Consider the following 25,538-nt stretch of genomic DNA (forward strand, 5'->3'; position numbering starts at 1 on the left):
AAATGATAAAATACCCATGAGAACATTACCATTTGTTTCCTTAATTATTAATGGTGTTTTAAAGAAAATTCCAGATCCAATTACGATACCCACAATCATTGCGATTGTTGTAATCAAACCGAATTTTCGTTTTGGTGTTACTGGTGTTTTTGATGTCATATAAATTCCCCTTTTTATTAAAAGTAAGTAAAAAATACTTGTTTGTCAATAAAATTCTATGCGATGAGAAAAAATCATTGTATAATATTTATATGATATGGAGGTAATCTATGATCGTTGTATATACTTCTCCTGGGTGCGCATCGTGTAGGAAAGTTAAAAATTGGTTAAAAGAAAGAAATTTACCCTTCGTTGAGAAGAACATATTTACAACTTTACTTAATGAAGTTGAAATACGTCACTTACTACAAAGAAGCGAAAATGGAACTGACGATATCATCTCAAAACGTTCTAAGATTATGCAAGAAGACAAGATTGATTTAGAACAATTGTCATTAAATGAACTAGTACGTTTTATTCAAAAAAACCCATCTGTACTCAAACGACCAATTATTCTAAATGAGAAAGTTTTCCAAGTTGGGTATGATGAAGAAGAGATTGATGCTTTCATTCCACACGAACTGCGCAAACTTGCGGTATTCTCATGTAACCCAGCATGCCCTAATTATGATGGATGCGGAAAAACTAGAGAAGAAGATAAATAGAGCTAATCATTAGCTCTATTTTGGTTTATAATAGACATAATGATTGAGGTGTTAAAGTGAAAATATTAGTTGGTTTATCAGGTGGAGTAGACTCTGCTGTTTGTGCATATTTATTGAAAAAACAAGGACATGATGTAACTTGTGCGTTTATGCGTAATTGGGATTCTTTAGCAAATAATGATTTATTAGGAAATCCCACATTAAATAATGATGTTTGTCCACAAGAGAGTGATTGGATAGATGCAAAAAGTGTTGCGGATACATTAGGATTAGAATGTTTGCGTGTTGATTTTGTAAAAGAATATTGGGATGATGTTTTTTCAACATTCTTAAAAGAATACAAAAGAGGGCGTACACCAAACCCAGATATTTTATGCAATAAATATATTAAGTTTAAAAGTTTTTTTGAGTTTGCTCAAAAAAATGGTTTTGAATGGGTTGCTACTGGTCATTATGCGAAAGTAGTACACGAGGAAAATGAATCATTTATGCGTAAAGCAGATGACGATAATAAAGATCAAAGTTATTTTCTATGCCAAGTACCTAAAGAAGCATTGCGCCATACATTATTCCCATTAGGTGAAATTGATAAACCTGAAGTTCGAAGAATTGCTAAGGAACTTAATCTTTCAATTGCAGCTAAAAAGGATTCTACCGGAATTTGTTTTATCGGTGAGAGAAATTTTCGTGAATTTCTTAAAAATTATTTACCTTCAAAAGAAGGAAATATCATAAATATTGATAATAATAAAGTATTGGGTAAACATCAAGGTGTTTTATACTACACCATTGGTCAAAGAAAAGGTCTCAATATTGGTGGAGAAGGTGGTCCATGGTTTGTTGTTGGAAAAGATGTAGCGGCAAATGAACTCTTTGTTGCAAGTGGAGAAGACAATAAATGGTTAAAATCAACACGTTGTATCGTGAATGAAGTTAATTGGTTGGCAAATCATGATTTTAATGAACTTGCTTGCCAAGCTAAGTTTAGATATCGCCAAAAAGATAATGAAATAACATTACGAGTAATTGATGAAAATACAGTTGAATGTTTTTATCCACAAGGAATTAAAGCAGTGACACCAGGTCAAGAAGCAGTATTCTATAAAGATGGTTTAGTTTTAGGTGGCGGTGTAATTGATCAAGTGTTTAGTGGTGATGAAGAATTATCTGAAAAATTAATCAAACAACGATCACAAGGTTAGGAGAATCAAATGAAGACGTTAAGTAAAAAAAATGCATGGCTGATTGGACTTAACTATGGACTGGGTTATCTAGTAATTTACCCAGTGCTAATTAGTTGGCTTGCGGCATTCTTATATAATATAACAGGTCATAATTATTATGATCTAATTGTTAAATTATTCTATGCTACTTTTTTTGCTGTATCGCTTTATTTAGGACGTGAACTATTCGCAAGTGCTTGGAATGATTTTAAAATGAATTGGATGAAGATTTTAAAAATATCTTCTAAAAACTATTTATTATCATTACTAGTTTCGATGGTTGTCAGCGCCACAATTTTATTCATGACGAATCAAACATCTTCACTGAATCAAAGTACACTAGAAACGCAATTAAAATCAACGACAGTTATGATTGTATTGTTATCAACGGTTTTTGCACCATTAATGGAAGAATTATTTTTCCGTGGATTAATTTATAATAAATTAGCAAGCCGTTTTAATTTTCTAACAGGTGCAATGATAAGTGCAATTTTGTTTGGTATAATGCATGTCTTACCATCGATTACTTCAGGCAATTTTTCAGATATTCCATTTGCTTTACAATATATCGTTATTGGATTCTTTATTGCTCGTAGTTACCATCAAGCAGATAGTTTTGCAGCACCGATTACTTTCCACTTTATCCAAAATACAATAGCTACAATATTGTTATTATTAATGGGGTAAATTAATGAATGAAAAAATAACTGGTAAATTTGAACATATAATATTCCGCCATGATGAATCTTACTTCACTGTGGCGCGTTTTGTATTGCAATCATTGGATGAAAAAAATATTATCGTAACTGGATACTTACCAACGATGGATCAAGATTTTTTGTATGATTTAGAAGGAAACTATATTGAACATCCCAAATATGGAATGCAATTTAGTATCCAAACTTATCGTAGAGTCATGCCAAATGATGTTGATTCACTAGTACGCTATTTATCAAGTCCTGTATTTGCGGGCATTTGTAAAAAGTTGGCAGAAAGAATTGTCGATTTATTGGGTAACGATTGTATAGAAAAAATAAAAGACAATCCTAATTGTTTAGATGAAATTCCAAAGATGACTGACAAAAAGAAACAAACGTTAGTTGATGGATTAAGTTCTGAACATGATTCTTTTGAAGAAGTACTTCAATTTTTTACAACACATGGTTTAGGTATACGAAATATCATTCGATTAAATCGAGCATATGGTAAAGATTCTATTGAAAAAATATCTGAGAACCCATACCGCGTTATTGAGGAATTAGATGGATTTGGTTTTAAAACTGCTGATAAAATTGCTTTATCAATGGGTTATGAACTGGATCATCCATATCGTATAGAAGCCTATTTGGCTACAATTGTTATGGATATGTGCATGCGTACTGGTGATAGTTATGTAGTAGAAGAAACAATCAAAAAAGAATTTAATAAACGTTTAGGTGGCATAGATGCAAACTTTGATGAGTATTGTTTGCGTTTGCTGAAGAAAAGACGAATAGTTAAAGAAGATGATCGTATATATCCAGTTAGTCAGTTTGATGCAGAATCAGGAATAAGTACTTTTTTGAATTTGTTTCCTTACGAAAAAATTGATCCATATAATAAAGATTTATTAGAAGAATCACTCCAAGAAATTCAAGAAAAATTAAATATTCAATACGATCCTAAACAAATGGAAGCTTTGAATCAATTTTTCAACGAAGATTTTATGATTTTGACAGGAGGTCCAGGTACAGGGAAAACAACCGTAGTACGAGGAATGGTTTCGATTTTTAAAAAACTATACCCACTTGCTAATATCGCTTGTTGTGCGCCTACAGGAAGAGCTGCAAAAAGACTTGCGGAGTTAACGGAAGTTGATACATACACAATTCATAGTTTGCTCTTGTGGGACTTAGAGTCAAACACATTTGGCAAAAATGAAAATGAACCATTATTTATAGATTTACTAATCGTAGATGAATTCTCAATGGTAGATAATTGGTTATTTTATAATCTTGTGAAAGCATGCGTTCATGTCAAAAAAATCTGTTTAATTGGTGATGAGAATCAACTACCAAGTGTATCGCCAGGATGTCTATTAAAAGATTTAATTGAATCATCATTATTTCCAGTTGTTCGATTAGAACATATATTTAGACAACAAGAAGGTTCAGATGTTATTGAACTTGCAAATCAAATTAGAAAAGGTTACTTGGACTTCACTAAATTGAATCAGGATGTTGCTTTTTTTGAAACCAATCAATTTGGTGTAAAAGATAGAGTTGTTCATATTGTCCAACAAGCACTTGATAAAGGCTATGAATTAAAAGATATTCAAATATTGGCTTGTATGTATCAAGGCGTTGCTGGTATTGATCGTTTAAATAATGCTCTTCAAGCATGTTTCAATCCACCGTCTAAAGATCGAAGAGAATGGAAAGTAGGATATCGTATCTTTAGAGAAGAAGATAAGATATTACAATTAAAAAATCAACCTGACGATGATGTTTATAATGGTGATATTGGGCGACTTGTTGAAATAATTTATCCGCAAGAAGATCCAAATAATACGGTGCGATTAATTGTTGATTATGAGGGTATATTTGTTGAGTATTCACCTGAAAATTTTGAAAGAATTACGCATGCTTATTGTATCTCAGTACATAAAAGTCAAGGAAGTGAATACCCTATTGTTATTTTCCCAATTGTTGAACAGCATCGGCATATGTTACAACGTAGTTTGTTATATACTGCAATAACACGTGCAAAAAAATCATTAGTTTTATTAGGAAGTAAATCAGTAAGTGAAGAAGCATGCAAAACAGAAGTTAAAAGAAGAGAAACGACATTAATTAAAAGATTAACAGGAGAAGAGTAGATGAAAAAAGGAATTGAAGAATTCAAAAGAATAAATAATTGTGATCATTATTTTCTCCACTTTCCTTTAGTGGAGAATGATATTGTTATTTTGCATATTCACGGAGGTCCAGGTCAGAGCACAAGTAATTTTGCCTATCTTCAAGATCAATATTTTACATATGCAAATTTTGTTTATTACGACCAACGTGGAGCAGGAAAAACACAAACGAAAAATAAATCAAAGGCAACTGAAATTACCACAGAACAGCTATTAGATGATTTGGATAAGATTGTTGATATGATAAACAAACAATATCACACCAATAAAATAATTCTTTTAGGACATTCTTGGGGAAGTATCTTAGGAACACGATATATTCAAGCGCACCCAGAAAAAGTTATAGGCTATGTGGGTATGGGACAAGTTATTAATGTATATCGTGGTGAAAAGCGAGCGTTTGATCGTCTTGGAGGAGTTATTAAGGATAAAGATAGAAAAGCATATGAAAAACTAAGAAGTGCTTTTACTGAAGATAGTTTTGATTCTCATCGCATGATGGAAATAAGAAACTTAGAAGGAAAGTATGGTTTTATGAAACCACTCTCTAGTTTTGCGATGAAATATATAAAATCACCTTATTTTAAAATGAATGATGCTTTTGTTATGTTAAGTTCATTTAAAACAAATAGATATTTGTTAGATGAGTTGAATAATTTTGATGCTGAAAAAACAATTCATTATGAATGCCCAGTATTCTATTTGTGTGGGCGATTGGATTGGCAAGTTCCTTCAGTATTAGTTGAAGAATATTTTAATTTAGTGGAAGCACCAAAGAAGAATATTTATTTTGTGGAAGATGGTAGTCATACACTAGATATTGATAATCCTAAAGATTTTCATACTAAGTTAGAACTTATTGTAAAAGAAATAAATAACTAGAGAACAAGATGTAAGCGTTTTACTTCTTGTTTTTTTAATTTGTTTACATAAATTAAGTTGAATATTCAACTTAAAGTGATAAAATAAATCTCATATTGTGAGGTGTAAAGATGCAAGAATTCAAAATTGAATTAATACCACTATTAATGGGAAAAGTGGATAAAGAATTCAAATCAAGGTTAAATGAGAAACTAAAAGACGCACCAGCTAAAGGAAAAGATGTGGTGTATTTATTAATTCTCAATTCGTATGATGGGTTAACATTAAAAGAGTTAACTACTTTAAGTAACTTTGATAAAGCATATACAACCAGTGCGATAAAAAAATTATGTGAACTTGGATTTGTATTTTGTGATAAAAAAAGTGATGATTCTAGGAAATTTTCGATATACTTAACAAGTGACGGTAAAAAATACGTTGATTATGTAAATGAAGAAGCAACAAAAATACGAAAAGAAATATTTAGTTTTTTAACAGAAGAAGAAATGCAGACAATGAATCAAATTGCGATGAAGATAGGTAGCTATTTTTGGAGGAAATGAAATGAAATTAGGAATTGATATAGGGTCTACTACAATTAAATGTATTTTATTTAATGAATCAAATGAAATCATATACAAGAATTATCGTCGTCATTTTTCTAAGATAAATGATGCGTTATTTGAAGAATTGAAGTCAATAGTTTCGGATCATCCAACAATCATGGATTGTGAGATTTATACAGCTATATCAGGTTCAGCTGGTATGGGCTATGCGGAGAGTATTCAGTTACCTTTTGTCCAAGAAGTATATGCAACTAAAATTGCGGTCAATGAGTATCTTAAGGATACAGATGTGGTAATAGAATTAGGTGGGGAAGATGCAAAAATTCTCTTTTTAAGCAATGGTCTAGAGGTAAGAATGAATGGTTCATGTGCTGGTGGTACAGGGGCATTTATTGATCAAATGGCAACCTTACTTAATATAAGTCCTGAAGAAATGAATGAACTTGCGAAAAATTATTCAAAAATATACTCTGTTGCTTCACGTTGTGGGGTTTTTGCGAAATCAGATATTCAACCACTTCTTAATCAAGGAGCACAAAAGAATGATATTTCTGCGAGTATTTTTTACGCGATGGTTAATCAGACAATTGCTGGTCTTGCTCAAGGACGTGAACTTAAAGGAAATATAGTTTACTTAGGTGGTCCGCTCACTTTTTTATCAGAATTAAGAAATGCTTTTGATAAAGTCTTGAAAGTAAAAGGAAATTGTCCAGATAATGCATTATACTTTGTTGCATTAGGTACAGCATTAATGGCAAATGAATGCAATTCATTCAGCGAATTATATAAACGAGTGGAAGAGTATGTTGCACCAATTAATTATGTATCTACTCGACCATTATTTGTGGATGAAGAAGATTACCAAAAATTTATTTCTCGTCATAATCAAAACAAAGTGAATTCAATCGTAAACAAAGATTATGCAGGTAATGTTTATCTAGGTATAGATGCTGGTTCAACAACAGTTAAAATGGCTATTCTAGATCAAGATGAGAATATTCTAGTTTCAAGTTATCAGTCGAATCAAGGAAGTCCTGTGTATATTGTAAAAAACTTTATTGAAAAATTTTATCACGAATATCCTAATGCAATTATCAAAGCAAGTGCGGTAACTGGATATGGTGAAGAAATGTTAAGACATGCACTTTCACTTGATTTTGGCATCGTAGAAACTATTGCTCACTTTAAAGCTGCAAAGAAATTTAATCCAAATGTTGATTTCATAATTGATATTGGAGGACAAGACATTAAATGCTTTAAAGTTGTGAATGGAGTTATTGATGATATATTTTTAAATGAAGCTTGTTCATCTGGATGTGGTTCATTTTTACAAAGTTTTGCGGAAGTATTAGGATATTCAATTGAAGATTTTGCGAAGATTGGCTTGTTCGCGAAAAATCCGGTTGATTTGGGATCGCGTTGTACAGTTTTCATGAATTCTTCAATTAAACAAGCTCAAAAAGAAGGAGCAACGGTTGACAATATTTCGGCAGGGCTTTCAATGAGTGTAGTTAAAAATGCTTTGTATAAGGTAATAAGAATTACGAATGCTAATGATTTAGGAAAAAATATTGTTGTACAAGGTGGGACTTTTTATAACGATGCTGTGTTGCGAGCCTTTGAACTTGAAATAGGTGGTCATGTTGTTCGTCCAAATATTTCTGGATTAATGGGGGCTTATGGTGCTGCACTATATGCCAAACAAAATCAAAAAGAGCACTCATCCATACTTACACTGGAACAATTAGTGGATTTTAAACATGATGTTCAATCTATTAATTGTCAAGGATGTAATAATCACTGTGCACTTACAGTCAATACATTTGGTGAAGGTAGAAAATATATTGGGGGTAATCGTTGTGAAAAACCAATAACAAATCTTACACAATCAAGTGATTTAAATTTGTATGAATATAAACGTCAATTACTTCAAGAATATCGTAACAAAAAGACAAATGCTTCAAGAGGAAAAATTGGAATTCCAATGGTGCTTAATATGTTTGAACTGCTTCCTTTTTGGACAAGTTTCTTTGATGCTTTAGGAATACAAAGTGAAATTACAGATTTCTCAACACATTTACTGTATTTGAAAGGGCAACATACAATTCCATCGGATACTGCATGTTACCCAGCAAAGTTAGTGCATGGGCACATAGAAGAGTTATTGAAGAAAGATTTGGATGCGATTTTCTATCCATGTATGACATACAACATTAATGAACATCTTGGAGATAATCACTATAATTGTCCAGTAGTTGCTTATTATCCAGAAGTTATTCAAGCAAATATGACAGAAATGAAGAAGATTCCTTTTATTTATGATTATATTGGTATCCACCGTCCTAAAGACTTCACGAAGAAAATGACTCAAATTCTTAGAAATACATTTAATGATATTACACATAAAGAAGTTGAAAAAGCTGTACAAGCAGGTTTTGATGAATATCGAAATTTCTTTAAAAAAATTAGAATAAAAGGTAATGAAATAATAAATAGCGCAAATAAAAATAATATGCCAATTATTGTGTTGGCAGGTAGACCGTATCATATTGACCCTGAAATTAATCATGGCATAGATAAACTTATTTTATCATGTGGAGCTGCAATTGTTAGTGAGGATAGTATAAGTCATTTATCAAAGAAAGTAGAAACTACAGTTTTAAATCAATGGACATATCATTCAAGACTTTATGCAGCAGCGGATGTTGTTACAAAAGAAAAGAATATGAATTTGATTCAACTTGTTTCATTTGGTTGTGGAGTGGATGCAATCACTGCAGATGAAGTTCGGTTATTACTTAATAAAGGAAACAAAATTTATACACAAATTAAGATTGACGAAATTACAAATTTAGGTGCTGTTAAGATTAGACTCCGCAGTTTATTCGCAGCATTGAAGGATGGTGAGAAACATGACTAATCAAAGAATTGAATTTACTAGTGAAATGAAAGGATATAAAATTCTTGCGCCAAATATGTTACCGATTCACTTTTCGCTTTTATGTAATATATTTAAACTCCATGGCTATGACGCAGAAATATTAGAAAATGTTGGTCCAGGAATATCACAAATTGGATTGAAATATGTTCATAATGATACTTGTTATCCAGCGCTGTTGGTAATTGGACAACTAATCGATGCATTAAATAGCGGTAAGTATGATGTAAATAAAACGGCTTTAATGATAACTCAAACAGGTGGTGGTTGTCGTGCATCAAATTACATTCATTTATTACGTAAAGCGTTAATTAAGGCTGGATATCCACAAGTTCCAGTAATTTCTTTAAATTTATCAGGGCTTGAAAAAAATTCTGGTTTTAAATTCACACTGTCAATGATTCGCCAAGCATTAATGGCTCTTATTTATGGAGATATGATTATGCTTTTAAACAATCAAATTGAACCTTATGAAGTTGTTCCAGGGTCATCAAAAGAAAAAATTACAAAGTGGGTAAATTATCTTACGCATGAATTTAGTTTAGGTAAAGGTCTAAGCTATAAGGATATGAAAAAGAATTTAAAAAACATGGTAACAGATTTTGATTCAATTGAAAAAGAAAAGAAAGACAAGATTAAAGTAGGAATAGTTGGTGAAATTTACATTAAGTATTCAGCTCTTGGAAACAATCATTTAGAAAAATTTCTTTTAGAACAAAATTGCGAAATAATGGTTCCTGGAGTTTTGGGGTTCATGTTGTTTAAAACAGATAATCGAATGGAAGATATTAAACTATATGGAGGGAATCCAATTAAATATAAAGTGGTATCAACATTGTTTAATTATATTGCGAAACTCGAAGCGGCAATGATAGAGATACTTCGTGAAAATGGTCATTTTAAAATACCTTCAAGTTATATGCATCTAAAAGAATTAATTAAAGGTTATGTCGGGTATGGAAACAAAATGGGGGAAGGTTGGTTATTGACCGCAGAGATGCTAGAACTCATTGAAGAAGGATATGGGAATATTGTCTGTGCTCAACCTTTTGGATGCTTACCCAATCATATTGTTGGAAAAGGGATGATTAGGAAGATTCGTGAACATTATCCTAAATCTAATATTGTACCGATTGATTATGATCCAAGTGCCACACGTGTTAACCAAGAAAATAGAATTAAACTCATGCTTGCTATTGCAAGAGAAAATGCAACAATGATTTAACTTTGCAAAAGTATAGAATTGTGATAAAATCTAGATAAATCGTTGAATAAATTGAGTAAATTAAGAAACATTTTAGAGAGAAGATGGCTGGTGAAAATCTTTGTGAAGACTTAATTGAAGCTACTTAGAAGAGTGGTTAATAGCCAACGTGAATCTGCGTTAATGATAATCAAGGTGCATATCAAATTGATATGAATCAGGATGGTACCGCGTAATTTATACGTTCCTGTAACTAGGGACGTTTTTATTTTGTATGGAGGAAAAAATATGAAACAATTAACTGGAAATCAAGTAAGACAAATGTTTTTGGATTATTTCGCAAGCAAAGGGCATGCGATTGAGCCAGGAGCAAGTTTAGTACCACACAATGATCCAACATTATTATGGATTAATGCGGGAGTTGCAGCATTAAAGAAATATTTTGATGGTTCAGAAAAACCAAAATGTAATAGAATTACGAATGCTCAAAAAAGTATCCGTACAAATGATATTGAAAATGTGGGTAAAACAGCTCGTCACCATACATTTTTTGAAATGCTTGGAAACTTTTCGATAGGAGATTACTTTAAAGAAGAGGCTATTCAATTTGCATGGGAATTTTTAACTTCACCTGAATGGATTGGATTCGATAAGGAAAAAATGTATATTACAGTTTATCCGGATGATGAAGTTGCTTATGACACATGGGTAAATATATGTAAAGTTAATCCTAGTCACATATTAAGAACAGCAGATAACTTTTGGGAAATTGGTGAAGGCCCAAGTGGACCAGATAGTGAAATTTTCTATGACCGTGGACCTAAGTATGACCCTGAAGGATTAGGTGAAAAATTATTTTTTGAAGAATTAGAAAATGATCGTTACATTGAAGTATGGAACGTTGTATTTTCACAATATGATGCAAAAGAAGGTGTAGATCGTAAAGATTATAAAGAACTACCACAAAAAAATATTGATACTGGTATGGGCTTGGAACGTTTAGTAGCACTGATTCAAGATGGAGAAACTAACTTTGATACAGATTTATTCTTACCAATTATTCATGCAACTGAAAAGATGGCAAAACATCCTTATAGTGGTGAATATAAAATGGCTTATCGTGTTATTGCTGACCATATTCGTACAGTTACATTTGCATTAAGTGATGGTGCACTTTTCTCAAATGAGGGAAGAGGATATGTATTACGTCGTGTTCTTCGTCGTGCTGTTCGTTATGGTATCCAATTAGGTATTCAAGGAGCATTTATGTATCAATTAGTTCCAGTAGTTGCCGACATGATGAAAGACTTCTATCCATATCTTCAAGAAAAAATTGATTTAGTTTCACGCTTAGTAAAGACAGAAGAAGAAACTTTCCATGCAACTTTAACTAATGGTGAAAAACTATTGATGGATGAGTTGGAAAAAGCAAAACAAACAAAAGTTCTTGATGGTGAAGTTATGTTTAAATTGTATGATACATACGGTTTTCCAAAAGAGCTCACTAAAGAAATTGCTGAAGAAAATGGATTCACAGTTGATATCGATGGATTCAATGAACAAATGAAACTTCAAAAAGAACGTGCACGTAATGCTCGTGAAGATGAACAATCAATGTCTAGTCAATCTATTGATTTAATTAACTTTGAAAAAACATCTGAATTTATAGGTTATCAATTCTTAACATGCGATTCAGTTGTTATTGCTTGTTTTAAAGATGGTGTCCAAGTTGATAAGATTCAAGGAAATGGCGATATTATACTTCAAGAAACATGTTTCTATGCTGAAAGTGGTGGACAAATTGCTGATACTGGTACTTTTACTGGTGAGGGATTTAGTGCAGTAGTTACAGATGTTAAGAAAGCTCCACATAAACAACATTTACATCATTTAGAAGATATAGAAGGTACTATTTGCGTAGGTGATAGCATTCATGGTCAAATCGATGTTCAACGTCGTTTAAATATTAAGGCAAATCACTCATCATTACATTTGTTACAAAGTGCATTACGAAAAGTAGTAGGAACACACATTGCACAAGCAGGTTCATATGTATGTGAAGATTATGGCCGTTTTGATTTCACTCATTTTGAAAAAGTGACGGATCAACAATTACGTGCTATTGAAGATGAAGTTAATCAAATGATTATGAACGATAATAAAGTTGTTACGGAAGTCTTAACGATTGATGAAGCTAAAAATTCTGGTGCTATTGCATTGTTTGATGAAAAATATGGTGATACTGTTCGCGTAGTTTCAATGGGAGATGTTTCAAAAGAATTTTGCGGTGGAACACATGTAAGTAATACTCAAGAAATTGGTGTATTCAAAATTGAATCTGAAGAAAGTATTGGATCAGGAATACGTCGTATAACTTCTAAAACAAAAATGGCAGCCTATCATGATTTTGTTGCAAGAGAAAATACAATGAAGAGTATTGCAGAAACAATGAAGTTAAATTCAATTAATATGCTTGAAGAAAAAGTAAATTTAGTTCTTGATGAAAATGCACAACTAAAGAAAGATTTACAACGTGTAAATGAAAAGATGATGATGTTGGAAGCTGATGAAACAATTAAAGCAGCAAGACAAATTAATGGTTTGAATGTTATTATGTTGAGAAAAGAAAATGCTGATTCAAGTTCACTAAAAGGTTATGCAGAAGTGTTGCGTAATAAGTGTGAAAATTCTTTCGTATTCATATCAAATGTTGTGGATGATAAAATAACATTCGTTGTTGCAAGTAGTAAAGAAGCGATTGAAAAAGGTCTCAAGGCTGGTGAAATTGCAAAGTTAGCTGCAACTATGAGTGGTGGTAATGGCGGTGGACGTCCAGATTTAGCACAATCAGGTGGAAAAGATTCATCAAAACTTGATGAAATATTTAACACAATTGAGTCAAAACTAGCGTAAATACTTTCATTTTTAAGGGAAATAAGCTAAAATATAGTAATAAAGGGGGAAGAACTATGACCAACAAAGATTTAACAGAAACAATGAATTTTAAATCAGATGAAATTCGTCGTAATAATATTCGACAAGTTCTTCGATTAACAAAAGAAGCATTAGAAGAAAGAGGATACAATTCTGTAAATCAACTTGCAGGGTATCTTATTTCAAATGACCCCGCATACATTTCAAGTCATCGAAATGCACGTAGTATTATTCAATCAGTAGAACGACATGAACTCATTGAAGAACTTGTTCGTTATTACTTAGAAGAAAATAAGTAACCCATGCGAAGAGTGTTGGGGTTAGATTTAGGAAGTAGAACATGTGGTGTTGCGGTTAGCGATCCTTTGGGGATGATTGCTCGAACAGTAGAGACAATTCGTTTTGAAGAAGATGATTATGAAACAGCATGTACAAAAGTTCTCGAATTTGTGAAAGAATTGGGAGTAACTGAAATTGTACTTGGGTTGCCTAAGCATATGAATGGCGATATTGGTATTCGTGGTAATATATCTGTTGAATTTAAGGCAATGCTTGAAGAAAAATGCTCATGCCCAGTTACTTTATGGGATGAAAGATTAACAACCGTCGCAGCTCAAAAAATACTAATTTCTGCCAATGTTTCAAGAAAGAAAAGAAAGGCAGTAATTGATCAAATGGCCGCAGTACAAATACTACAAGGCTATTTAGATCGAAAATAGTGGGCGTGAAAACGCCCCTTTAATTTGATAAGGAGAATAAAACGTATGGAAACAAATAAAATTATGATTACTGAAGAAGATGGATCTCAAAAAGAAATGGAAATACTTTTTACGTTTGATGATGAATCAAGAGGAAAAAGTTATGTGTTATTTACAGATCCACAAGATGCAGAAGGTGAAGTTTTTGCTTGCTCCTATGATGAAGAAGGAACTATGATTCCAGTAGATGATCCAGAAGAATGGGCAATGATTGAAGAAGTCTTTGGTGCATTTGTTGAGGAAATTGAAGATGACAGCGAAGAAAAAGAAGATTAAGCGTAAATTAAAAGTTGGAAACTTATTAATACTAATTGGTTTAATTTTAATTTTGTTATTCGGTGGAAGTTATGCTTATTATTCAAGTACACTAGGTCCAGTATCTAAGACTTCTGAACAAGTTGAATTTACAATTAGCTCTGGTGAATCTGTTAAAACAGTTATTAAGAATTTGAAAAAAGAGGGTCTTATCCAAAATGATTTTACTGCTCAAATTTATGCAAAGGTAAGCAACTTAACTAGCATTAAAATGGGAACATATAGTTTGGATAAAAGTTGGTCTTTGAAAGAAATTTTATCAATTATAAATGATTCTAAAGGAGCAATTGTAGACGATTCACGAGTTACAATTATTGAAGGTGATTGGGCTAAACATATTGCAAGTAGAGTAGCAGCAGTTACAAATGTAACCGAAGATGATTTATTTATGTTATGGAATAATCCAGAATATATTCGCTCTATTATGGGTAAATATCCATTTTTGACTGAAGATATTTTCAATACTGAAAGTCGTGTGACACTAGAAGGATATTTGTTCCCTAATACGTATGATTTCTTTAAAGAAACAACAGCTGAACAAGTAACGGAAAAAATTCTTGATCAAACATTAAAAATATATGAGAAATATAAAGATCAGTTTAATAGTGCAATGGCTAGTCGTAATTTAACGCTTCATGAATTATTTACTTTAGCGTCAATTGTACAATATGAAGCCGCAAAACCTGAAGATATGAAAATGATTGCAGGGGTATTTTACAATCGTTTGAATAAAGGAATGATGTTACAAAGTAGCGTAACAGTTTGCTATGCCATTGATATTGACAAAGGTGATGATTGGATGAAATGTGAAGTGAATCCAAACTTTGATTCACCATATAATACGTATAAATATACTGGATTGCCTCCTGGACCAATTTTAAATCCCGGCGAAGCTGCAATTGAGGCAGTATTAAACCCGACTGAATCTAACAACTATTATTTTATGGCAGATGTATATGGTGATGGAACTGTATATTATGCTGAGACATATGCTGAACATCAAAAGAATGTGAATAAATATCTAAAGAAATAAGGAGGCAGACTTGATGAAACCAATTGTAATCGGTATTGCAGGAGGTAGTGCCTCTGGTAAGACGTCGGTAGCTAGAAAAATTAAAGAGGCATTCGACGATACGAATTCAGTAACAATTATTCGACAAGATGATTATTATAAAAATCAATCGCATTTAACAATGGAAGAACGTGTTAAGACCAATTATGACCATCCCTTTGCATTTGATAACGATTTCTTGATTGAACAACTTCAATTGTTGTTAGAAGGTAAAGATATTGAAAAACCAATCTATGACTTCGTGAATCATACAAGAAGTGATAATACTGAAGTTATTCAAACATGTGATGTTTTAATTCTTGAAGGATTATTTATCCTTGAGAATGAACAACTTCGTAATTTGTTAGATATTAAAATTTTTGTGGATACAGATGCGGATGTTCGGTTTATTCGTCGCTTAAAGCGTGATGTTGAAGATCGTGGAAGAACACTTGATTCTGTAATAAATCAATATATAAAAACGGTACGTGATATGCATAGTCAGTTTGTTGAACCGAGTAAGCGATATGCAAACATCATCATCCCTGAAGGTGGTAAAAACACGGTTGCCATCGACTTGTTGACCACAAAAATAAGTAGTATAATCAACAGTAATATGCTATAATACGAAACGTTAGGAGTGATACTATGGCAATGGATGAAAAAATTTATGTAACCCAAGAAGGGTTAGATGAATTAAAGAGAGAATATGAACATTTAGTTCACGTAGTAAAAAATGAAGTAATTGAAGACCTAAAAGCAGCACGTGCTCAAGGTGACTTATCTGAGAATGCAGATTATGATGCAGCTCGTGATCGCCAAGCTCAAGTTGAAGCTAGAATTCGTGACCTTGAAGTTATGTTCAATAACATTGAACTTATTCAAGAAAAAAAAGGTCGTTCACAAATTGTAAAATTAGGATCAACTGTAGAAATACAAGACTTGGATACGAAAGAAACTGAAACATTTATTATTGTTGGTTCAGTAGAAGCGGATCCATTAAATGGTAAATTATCAAATGTAACTCCTCTTGCAGCAGCAATTCTTGATAAAAAAGTTGGTGCAGTAGTTGAAGTTGAAGTTGATGAACCATATGAAGTAAAAATCTTATCTATAAAATAATAGGATTTTGTACAAAATAAACTAAAAATAAGTAGGTGATCTTATGAAAATACTACTTATTTTTTTATTCTTATTTTTAGTTTATATTCCGAGTTATACGGTTATTGATTTATCGCGTGATAATAAATTTATAAAAATTAGTGTTGATGGTGAGGTGAGACGAAGAGAAGTTCTCGAAGTACCTGTTTATTCAACAGTAGAGACTATTCTAGGTTTGGTTGAACTTAATGAGACAGCTGATTTAACTTCTATTAGTCGATTCACAGTTTTAAAGAATGGTGACACTTTAGTAATTCCTGCAAAAGTAGAAATGAAAAAAATTTCTATCAATCATTCTTCAAAAAATGAGTTAATGCAGTTACCAGGTATTGGTGATAGTACAGCGGATAAAATCATTGAATATCGACAAGAACACGGATATTTTCAACAATTGGATGACTTGAAAAACGTTAAAGGAATTGGTGAATCAAAATTTAATAAACTCATAGACGTGATATGTCTATGAATCGTATCTTATCTTTTTTCATTTATACATGCTTATTTGTATTCTTTAAAGAATATAATTTTTATGGCGTTCTGTTGATTTTATGTATCTGTTGGTACTTAAAGTATCGGGACACTACATTGATTATTTTATTGATATTCCTACTTTGGTTTAATGTATATAGTTCAGGTGCGGATACATTTTCGTTATCGGGACAAATTACTAAATTAACTAAAAATTCAATTGTTATTGAAGAGAATGGTAATGCAACATTGATTAGCAATTGTCCAATTAGAAATTTTGATGCAGTAATCGAAGTTGAAGGCAATGCTAAAAAAATTGAAAGTGCACCTTCAAATTTTGGAAGTCAATTTGAAACTTGGGCAAAAGAAAACAAAATTAGTTATTCAGTGTATGCCACAAACTGCAAACTAATTAAGCAATTACCTACTCTACGGCGGTTTATTCAAAAAAAAGTAGATGTATTTAATGAATCAAATAAAGATTTTTTATATAAAATCATCTTTCAGGTTACCATTGATGAAAACAGTGATTGGTATTTGTTCAATGTTATGGGACTTTCAGTAGTTGGGATAATAACTCTTATAAGAAGTGCTGGAAAGTATGTATTCAATGAGAAACAACTCATAATAATCGAATTTATTTTGATTATAGTGTTCTCGATAATCTACCAATTTTCTTTTGTATGCTTTAGATTGTTGATATCATTTCTCTTACGATTTACAAAACTAGATACTAAAAAAAGAACAGGAATACTTGGCATGAGTTGTATTCTTATATTTCCACAAAAAATGAGTTCTCTACAATTTCTAATTCCATTGGGAATTAGAACCTTACAAGCAGCATCATGGAAAACAAAGAAAGTAATACCTTATTTTTGGATGATGATACTTCAATCGCTATATTTTTCTAAAATACAATTAGGAATGTTGTTTTTATATCGAATTTTCTTACCTTTTTTTGGACTTATTTGTGTATTAAGTTGGTTGAGTGTATTTATAGGTATTCCATTATTTATTCAAATGGCAGAGTTATTTCTACAAGCAATAGCATTGGGTAATCAGTTTACTATTTATGGAAATCCACTAGGTGCAGGAATAATTCTATATTTTTTATTGATATATATAATTCCAAATTACAGACTAATTACAGCGATTTGTTTATACATCATTTTTTGTTGGCAGGGATTATTTCATCCGTTTGCTCATATTACTTGGATTCAAATTGATCAAGGAGATGCAATTTTAATTCAAGAGGCATTTCAAAAATCAACAACACTCATTGACACTGGAAAAGAAAAAAACTTTGAATTATTAGAAAGAGCTTTACATGCACGAAGCATAACTGAAATAGACTCATTGGTTTTGACTCATCTTGATGAGGATCATTGCGGTGGGGTAAAAAAATTACAACAAAACTTTGTGATTCATGAGATAATAACGAACCCTCGTGATATTGTGCATGAAACAATGGTATTGAAATCGCTGAATATTAAAAAATACAATAATGACAATGATAATTCACTAGTGTATGTATTATTTATGAAAGATTTACAAATATTGCTAACAGGTGATATTTCAAGCGATGTAGAGTTGGATTTGATACAGGCATATGATTTAAGCCCAATTGATATTTTGAAACTAGGACATCATGGTTCTAAAACGAGTACCTCCGTTCAATTTTTGCAGAATACTAGACCACAGCTGGTAGTTAATTCTAGTGGCTTAAACAATAAGTTCAAACATCCTAGCTTAGAAACTATACAAAGATTGGATGATTTCGGAATAAGATTACTCGACACACAAAAAGAAGGAGATATATCCATATTTTTCTTAAGAAATTCCAATTTATTTATCACGAGTACCCGAAAAATTGGTATAATAGACAGGGAGTGATAAGATGAACTATTTAATCATTGGATCAGAGTTGTTTTTGCTTAAAAAACAACTAAATCAAATCTTAAAAGAGAATTCATTGGATAATAATTCAATGGATACTATTTTTTATGATGGACTTTCTAACGATTTTACAATTGCATCTGTAATTGATGATTGTAATACTCCTCCATTCTTTAATAAAAAGAAGACGGTTATTTTGAATAATCCAAGCTTTCTTTCAACACAGAAGAGTTTAAATGATCATGATTCTGAAATTTTAGAGAAATATTTAAAAAATCCAAGTTTGGATGCAGATTTGATTTTTTATGGTGATATTACGTTGGATAAGCGTAAAAAATTAGTGAAATTAGTTCAGTCTAGTTGTCGTGTTTTTCAATTTGAGCGATTATCTACGGCTGAATTTAATAGTTATGTTTCAAAGCAAATAACCCAAAATCATGTCCAAGTAACACCAGAAGGTAAAGCCGAATTACTGAATCGATTGCCAAATGATCTAGAAAACTTTCATTCTGAGTTAGAAAAAATGGCTTTGTACGGAAATGAACTAGATAAAGAAGCAATCACAAAACTTATTAGTCGCCCATTAGATGAAGATGTATTTCATTTAGTGAACGATGTTGTAAACCGTAATATGAAAAGTGCACTTCATCTTTGGGATGATTTGTACATGTTAAATAAGGATCCTATCTATTTAGTTGCGTTACTTGCTAGTCAGTTTCGTTTACTGTACCAAGTGAGAACTTATTTGGATATGGGATATCATGAGAAAGAAATACAAAAAGAATTAAAAGTGCATCCTTTTAGAGTTACAAAAGCAATTGAATCACTAAGAGGACTATCAAAAGAAAGATGTTTGGAAATTCTTAACTCATTGGCTGAACTTGACCAATCTTTTAAAATGGGATTGGGTGACAAGAAAGCTGGATTTGAATTGTTTTTAGTGAGAACAGCGAGGTAAATATGCAATCATTACGCGAATTATATAAAATTGGTCCAGGACCTAGTAGTAGTCATACATTAGCACCACGTCGGGCATGTATGCTTTTTCTTGAAGAATATGGTCAATTACCTCGATATGAAGTTGACTTATTTGGCTCTTTATCTTTAACAGGTAAAGGGCATTTCACTGATAAAATTATTGAAGATACACTTGCACCATCCACTGTGGAAATACATTTTAATAGTGCATGGGAAGAAAGACATCCCAATGGATTTTATCTTAGAGGATATAATCAAGAAAATGTATGTATAGCATTATGGACGATATTTTCATTAGGTGGAGGAAGTATCGAAATAAAAGAAAAAAAGTTAAATTTTAACGATGAAGTATATAAAGAGAACTCATATGAAGATATAAAAAAAGTTTGTTTAGAAAATAAAATTAATTTAGTGGATTATGTATTACAAAATGAACCAACAATTGAAGAACACTTAGGTATTGTTTTGACGGCAATGCTGAGTTCAGTTCGTCGTGGGCTTTCTTCGTCAGGCGTTTTACCAGGAAGATTGAAGGTTGAAAAGGCGGCAAAATCTTTACATCTTCAAGCATTATCACTACCTGATGATACTGAAAAGACAAAACTTTTAATGATGTCTTATGCGTATGCAGCTTGTGAAGAAAATGCATCTTTAGGTGAAGTGGTTACTGCACCAACGTTGGGAGCTTGTGGTGTTTTGGCATCATTAATGTATTACTATTATACTGATATCGGTGTTTCACGAAATAAATTGATTCGTGCTTTGGCTGTTGCGGGAATATTTGGAAACTTAATTAAAACAAACGCAAGTATTTCAGGAGCAATAGGAGGATGCCAAGCAGAAGTTGGAACAGCTTGTGCGATGGCAAGTGCTGCAGCAGCATATTTAAATGATTTGAATCTAAAACAAATTGAATATGCCGCTGAAATTGGTATTGAACATAATTTAGGATTAACATGTGATCCTGTCGAAGGTTATGTTATTATACCGTGTATTGAAAGAAATTCAGTTGCCGTATTACGCGCTGTAGATGCGTATACTTTATCAAAATATATGTCACGTATTAAACCAAACAAAGTAACATTTGATATGATTGTGAATACAATGAATTACACTGGAAAGAAAATACCAATTGAACTTAAAGAAACTTCGTTAGGTGGGTTAGCTACTGAGTTTAAAGCTAAAGATGAAGTTGTTTTAGAGGTCATTGAACAAAAAGAGGAAGAAAAACCAAGAATTATTTTACCATTAACAGAAGATGATATTGAACTTGAAGATACACTTGTATTTGATGATATGATATTGGATGAAAACGATGAACCTACAAGTCCAATTAAATTCAAACTATGATTAAACATCCGCTCAGTCCAATTATCTGTAAAGAAAGTAGAGTATTAATTTTAGGCTCATTTCCTTCTGTTATATCAAGAAAAGAAGAATTTTATTATGCTAACCCAAATAATCGGTTTTGGAAAGTGCTAGAAATTCTATTTGAAGAAGAAATTAAGAATCGTGAAGAATTTATATGTAAGCATCATTTAGCGTTATGGGATGTCATTGCAAGTTGTGATATCGAGGGGAGCAGTGATGCTTCAATATGCAATGTTTTACCCAATCCTATTCTCGAATTATTACAAAATTATCCAATTGAGTTAATTGTACTGAATGGTAAAACTGCAGAAAAATTATTTAAAAAATATTTTCCTAAATGTGAAGTAGAAACTATTACATGCCCAAGCACAAGTAGTGCAAATGCTCGTTGTCATTTGGATGATTTGGTCAAAGCATATTATAGAATTAAGGTTGTGAATGATGAAAAAAATTGAAGTACTAGCTCCTGCGGGAACAATGGAAGCACTTAAAGCAGCTGTGTTAAATGGTGCAGATGCTATTTATTGTGGTGGATCAAATTTTGGTGCCCGTGCTTTTGCAGGAAATTTTAACCATGATGAAATGAATGAGGCAGTAGATTACTGTCATCTTTATGGTGTCAAATTATATGTAACAATGAATACCTTGCTTTATGAAGATGAAATTGATATGGCACTACAAGAAGCAGAGTTTTACTATTCGATAGGTATTGACGCTCTAATTATTCAAGACTTGGGACTATTTGACTTAATTCATCAACAATATCCTGATATTGAATTACATTGCTCAACACAAATGCATATTCATAATGTTGAAGGTGTTAAACAAATGCGAGATAGTGGAGCTGCACGGGTAGTATTGGCTCGAGAAACACCAATTGAACTAATTGAACAATGCTGTAATCAAGGAGTAGATATTGAAGTTTTTGTTTATGGTGCACTTTGTGTCAGTTATTCAGGTCAATGTTTAATAAGTAGTGTTATGGCAAATCGTTCAGGAAATCGTGGGGCATGTGCACAATACTGTCGTATGCAATATGAATTGTGGAATCAAACAAGAGATGAACAAATTCAGACTGAAGGCAATTATTTATTGAGTCCTAAAGATTTAAATATAATTAATGAAATTCCAAGACTCCTTGATGCAGGAGTTACTAGCTTAAAAATTGAAGGCCGCATGAAACGTCCAGAATATGTTGCTTTAGTTGTGCGTACATTTAGAGATGCAGTTGACGCATATTCGAATAACCAACAATATAAATGCTTACCTGAGCGTTTAAATGAGCTGAAACTTCTATTTAATCGTGGATTTACAAATGGTCATATTTTTCACGATAATGGAAAGAATTTTATGAGCGCATTGCGACCAAATCATATGGGTTTACCTTTAGGAAAAGTTATCTATGCTGATCGAAATAGTTTTCAAATAAAATTAGAAATGCCGCTTCATCAACACGATGGTTTACGTATCTTAGATGATAAAGAAGATTTAGGTTTCATCGCCAATAAAATAATTAAAGATGGAAAATATGTAAATCGGGCAGAAAAAGGCGATATTGTAACCTTTGAAGATTCACGTTTTGTGATGAAAGGCGCACAAGTGTTAAAGACAACAGATGTAGAACTCATGGATTCACTTCTTAATAAGATGCCTTATCGTCGCATTAAAATCACAATGAATTATCACATTGAGATTGGAAAGCCATTTCGATTAGAAGTAAGTGATGGTATTTATACTAGTGTCATGGAATCGCAATTAACAATACAGGTTCCACAAAAAGCACCTGTTGAAGAATCTAGACTTCTTGAACAATTAGAAAAACTTACAGATACACCCTATGAAATGGTTAAAGGAATTGGAAATTATATTCCGTTTTTCTTGCCAATTAAGGAAATAAATGAAACAAGAAGACGATGCATTGAAGACTTATCAAACAAACGTATGCAAAAGCCAATGAGACGTAAGTTTAATTATAAAAATCATGAATTCATACCAACTGAAACAAAAACAATTGTTGAAGTGAATTCATTGGAACAAGCACAAGTAGTAAGTGAATGGAACGTATTTATGTGTTCTTCTAAGCAGGATGTACGAAAAGCTTTTACAAACTGTATTCCTCAAACTCCAGCAATAAATGAAGCTTCGTTATATCCTAATGAAACATGTGTAATTAGTGATATTGGTGGTTTATCTTCGCCAAATAAGCTGTTGGCCACTAATAATTTCAATGTAACTAATAGTTATGCATTATCTTATTTGTATTCAAAAGGAGTAAAAATGATTGAGCTTTCAACAGAATGTAATGAAAGACAAATTAAACTTTGTATAGATGCATTTAAGAAACGCCTTGGAGTAGAACCAAGTACTTTGATATTTAGTTATGGTAAACGTGATTTAATGATATCGAAATCATGTCCTGTTAATACATGGTGTAGCGATGGTAACAAAAGGAATTGTCGATTATGTAAAACAAATCGATATATTTTAAAAGATATGAAAGGATTTGAATACTTGTTTATGGGAGATGATAACTGTATTCAATATCTTTTGGAACCTACACCATTTGAAAGAGATATTATTGATCCGTCATGTGTATTTATTCGTTTTACTGATGAATCCAGTAATGATGTTCAAGAAATCATGAAAAGTAATGGTTTTGCAAAAAAATAAATTATCGTTATTAGTAAGAAAATACGCTATTTTCCTTCTAATAAGAGGGTAATTTTGCTATAATATTTTAATGGATTAAGAAGGAGGAAACCATGTTTCTAAAAAGAGTAGAAATGCAAGGTTTTAAATCTTTTGCAGATAAAGTCGTAATCAATTTTGAACATGCGATTACTGGTGTTGTGGGACCAAATGGTTGTGGTAAAAGTAATATCACTGATGCTATTCGTTGGGTTCTAGGTGAACAATCAGTAAAGTCTTTGCGTGGAACAACAATGACAGACGTTATCTTTGCAGGAAGTGCAGACCGTAAGATGGTAAACATGGCAGAAGTAACCTTAGTTTTTGACAATACAAATCGCTCATTAAATAGTGAGCTTGATGAAATTGAAGTTACACGTCGTTTATACCGTAATGGCCAAGAGGCAGAATATCTAATTAACCGAAATAATGTTCGATTAAAAGATGTAATAGATTTAATCCTTGATTCAGGATTAGGAAAAGATTCACTATCAATGATTTCGCAAGGTAATATTAGTAGTTTCGCTGAAGCTAAACCAATTGATCGTCGAGGAATCTTTGAAGAAGCTGCAGGGGTTAGTAAATACAAAAAAAGAAAAATGGAATCTCTTTCTAAATTAGAAAGAACAAAAGAAAATATTGAACGTACACAAGATATTTTAATGGAACTTGAAAGACAAGTTTCACCATTAAAACGTGCGGCAAAAAAAGCAGAATTATATCGTGAAAAAAAGACACGCTTAGAAGAAATTGAAATTGCTGTATTGGTGGAAGATATAAATACGATTAATCAACAGATTGAAGATGCAAAGAAAACATTATTCAATATTGATGCACAATCGACAATGTTTCAAACAACTATTCAAGTTCATGAGACACAAAATTTAGAAGCTAAAAAAGAAATCAGTGATTTAGAAAAAGAAATTAATAAACTTCAAGAAGAACTCATGAAAATTGTTAATGAAATTCAAATTCTTGAAACAAGAAAAATTGAGTTTGATGAAAAACGTAAATACGCAATTGAAGTAGGAACAAACGAAGAAAAAGCAAAACAATTACAAAGTTTAGTTCAAGAAGCAGAATTAGAATACAATGATAGAAAAGGTCGTTATGATCAATGTCAAATAAATATTCAATTGTTAAGTGAACAATTATCACAAGTTGCATTGCAACTTGCTGAACTATCACAAAAAACAAATGAAGAAAATGGACTTTTGAGAAGATATCAAAATAGAAAAGAACTACTAGAAAGTTTATTAAAAGATCCTTTTAATAGTCAAGCTGGAGTCAAAGCTATTGATGACAATAAAAATTCTCTCCATGGCGTGTTAGGTGTAATTGCACAAATTATTCAACCACAAGTAGGATATGAAGAAGCCATCTCTGTTGCACTTGGTGGAACAATGTATAACATTGTAACAACAGATGAAGAAGCAGCACGAAATGCAATTAACTTTTTGAAAAAAAATCAAAGTGGTCGTGCAACATTTTTACCACTAACTGTTTTGCAAACAAGATACTTGTCA

The 25,538-nt window shown here is 31.9% G+C and carries 22 protein-coding genes and 1 other annotated feature; all 22 genes read left to right on the forward strand.

The window, feature by feature from the left end; all coding sequences use genetic code 11:
• The first annotated feature begins 269 nt into the window (after positions 1-269).
• Positions 270-704 carry a transcriptional regulator Spx gene (spx, locus tag RSB60_RS05625; protein WP_323381550.1) on the forward strand — a complete coding sequence of 145 codons (435 nt, stop codon included), beginning with the start codon at positions 270-272 and terminating at the stop codon, positions 702-704.
• A gap of 56 nt (positions 705-760) precedes the next feature.
• Positions 761-1,906: a tRNA 2-thiouridine(34) synthase MnmA gene (gene mnmA / locus RSB60_RS05630; protein ID WP_332475735.1), complete on the forward strand. Its 1,146-nt coding sequence runs from the start codon at positions 761-763 to the stop codon at positions 1,904-1,906.
• 9 nt (positions 1,907-1,915) lie between these two features.
• A complete protein-coding gene (locus RSB60_RS05635; RefSeq protein WP_332475734.1) occupies positions 1,916-2,614 on the forward strand; it encodes a CPBP family intramembrane glutamic endopeptidase in 699 nt (232 codons plus the stop codon).
• A 4-nt stretch (positions 2,615-2,618) separates the two neighbouring features.
• On the forward strand, positions 2,619-4,784 hold the full coding sequence (recD2, locus tag RSB60_RS05640; protein ID WP_332615063.1) for an SF1B family DNA helicase RecD2: 2,166 nt from the start codon (positions 2,619-2,621) through the stop codon (positions 4,782-4,784).
• Complete coding sequence (locus tag RSB60_RS05645) at positions 4,785-5,705, forward strand: alpha/beta hydrolase (protein ID WP_323381546.1); 921 nt, start codon at positions 4,785-4,787, stop codon at positions 5,703-5,705.
• Positions 5,706-5,815: 110 nt separating this feature from the next.
• On the forward strand, positions 5,816-6,247 hold the full coding sequence (locus tag RSB60_RS05650; RefSeq protein ID WP_323381545.1) for a MarR family winged helix-turn-helix transcriptional regulator: 432 nt from the start codon (positions 5,816-5,818) through the stop codon (positions 6,245-6,247).
• Position 6,248: 1 nt separating this feature from the next.
• Complete coding sequence (locus RSB60_RS05655; protein ID WP_332615066.1) at positions 6,249-9,170, forward strand: acyl-CoA dehydratase activase-related protein; 2,922 nt, start codon at positions 6,249-6,251, stop codon at positions 9,168-9,170.
• A complete protein-coding gene (locus RSB60_RS05660; protein WP_323381543.1) occupies positions 9,163-10,413 on the forward strand; it encodes a 2-hydroxyglutaryl-CoA dehydratase in 1,251 nt (416 codons plus the stop codon). The genes RSB60_RS05655 and RSB60_RS05660 overlap by 8 nt, the downstream gene beginning before the upstream one ends.
• Before the next feature lie 33 nt (positions 10,414-10,446).
• Positions 10,447-10,644, forward strand: a binding site (T-box leader).
• A gap of 36 nt (positions 10,645-10,680) precedes the next feature.
• On the forward strand, positions 10,681-13,305 hold the full coding sequence (gene alaS / locus RSB60_RS05665) for an alanine--tRNA ligase (RefSeq protein ID WP_332490709.1): 2,625 nt from the start codon (positions 10,681-10,683) through the stop codon (positions 13,303-13,305).
• 56 nt (positions 13,306-13,361) lie between these two features.
• Positions 13,362-13,625 (forward strand): IreB family regulatory phosphoprotein, encoded by a 264-nt coding sequence (locus RSB60_RS05670; RefSeq protein ID WP_323381541.1) that lies wholly within the window; start codon positions 13,362-13,364, stop codon positions 13,623-13,625.
• A gap of 3 nt (positions 13,626-13,628) precedes the next feature.
• Complete coding sequence (gene ruvX, locus RSB60_RS05675; protein ID WP_323381540.1) at positions 13,629-14,045, forward strand: Holliday junction resolvase RuvX; 417 nt, start codon at positions 13,629-13,631, stop codon at positions 14,043-14,045.
• 45 nt (positions 14,046-14,090) lie between these two features.
• Positions 14,091-14,360 (forward strand): DUF1292 domain-containing protein, encoded by a 270-nt coding sequence (locus tag RSB60_RS05680; protein WP_323381539.1) that lies wholly within the window; start codon positions 14,091-14,093, stop codon positions 14,358-14,360.
• Complete coding sequence (gene mltG / locus RSB60_RS05685) at positions 14,335-15,432, forward strand: endolytic transglycosylase MltG (RefSeq protein WP_332615069.1); 1,098 nt, start codon at positions 14,335-14,337, stop codon at positions 15,430-15,432. Before RSB60_RS05680 ends, mltG begins: the two co-directional genes overlap by 26 nt.
• 10 nt (positions 15,433-15,442) lie before the next feature.
• Complete coding sequence (gene udk, locus RSB60_RS05690) at positions 15,443-16,075, forward strand: uridine kinase (RefSeq protein WP_323381537.1); 633 nt, start codon at positions 15,443-15,445, stop codon at positions 16,073-16,075.
• 29 nt (positions 16,076-16,104) lie between these two features.
• A complete protein-coding gene (gene greA / locus RSB60_RS05695) occupies positions 16,105-16,572 on the forward strand; it encodes a transcription elongation factor GreA (RefSeq protein ID WP_323381611.1) in 468 nt (155 codons plus the stop codon).
• Positions 16,573-16,615: 43 nt separating this feature from the next.
• The gene (locus RSB60_RS05700; RefSeq protein WP_332615071.1) at positions 16,616-17,077 is read left to right on the forward strand and encodes a ComEA family DNA-binding protein; all 462 of its coding nucleotides are present in this window, start codon (positions 16,616-16,618) and stop codon (positions 17,075-17,077) included.
• A complete protein-coding gene (locus RSB60_RS05705) occupies positions 17,074-18,972 on the forward strand; it encodes an MBL fold metallo-hydrolase (RefSeq protein WP_332615073.1) in 1,899 nt (632 codons plus the stop codon). The genes RSB60_RS05700 and RSB60_RS05705 overlap by 4 nt, the downstream gene beginning before the upstream one ends.
• Before the next feature lie 4 nt (positions 18,973-18,976).
• A complete protein-coding gene (gene holA, locus RSB60_RS05710; protein ID WP_332615075.1) occupies positions 18,977-19,933 on the forward strand; it encodes a DNA polymerase III subunit delta in 957 nt (318 codons plus the stop codon).
• Positions 19,934-19,935: 2 nt separating this feature from the next.
• Positions 19,936-21,303 (forward strand): L-serine ammonia-lyase, iron-sulfur-dependent, subunit alpha, encoded by a 1,368-nt coding sequence (locus RSB60_RS05715; RefSeq protein WP_332615077.1) that lies wholly within the window; start codon positions 19,936-19,938, stop codon positions 21,301-21,303.
• Positions 21,300-21,779, forward strand: coding sequence for a DNA-deoxyinosine glycosylase (locus RSB60_RS05720; RefSeq protein WP_332516141.1), 480 nt, complete (start codon positions 21,300-21,302; stop codon positions 21,777-21,779). Before RSB60_RS05715 ends, RSB60_RS05720 begins: the two co-directional genes overlap by 4 nt.
• Complete coding sequence (locus RSB60_RS05725) at positions 21,766-23,994, forward strand: U32 family peptidase (protein ID WP_332615079.1); 2,229 nt, start codon at positions 21,766-21,768, stop codon at positions 23,992-23,994. The genes RSB60_RS05720 and RSB60_RS05725 overlap by 14 nt, the downstream gene beginning before the upstream one ends.
• A 92-nt stretch (positions 23,995-24,086) precedes the next feature.
• Positions 24,087-25,538, forward strand: a 1,452-nt coding sequence (locus RSB60_RS05730; protein WP_332615081.1) for an AAA family ATPase, incomplete at its 3' end; no start/stop codon positions are given.

This window comes from Anaerorhabdus sp., from assembly GCF_036657415.1.
Classification (GTDB): Bacteria; Bacillota_I; Bacilli_A; order Erysipelotrichales; family Erysipelotrichaceae; genus Anaerorhabdus.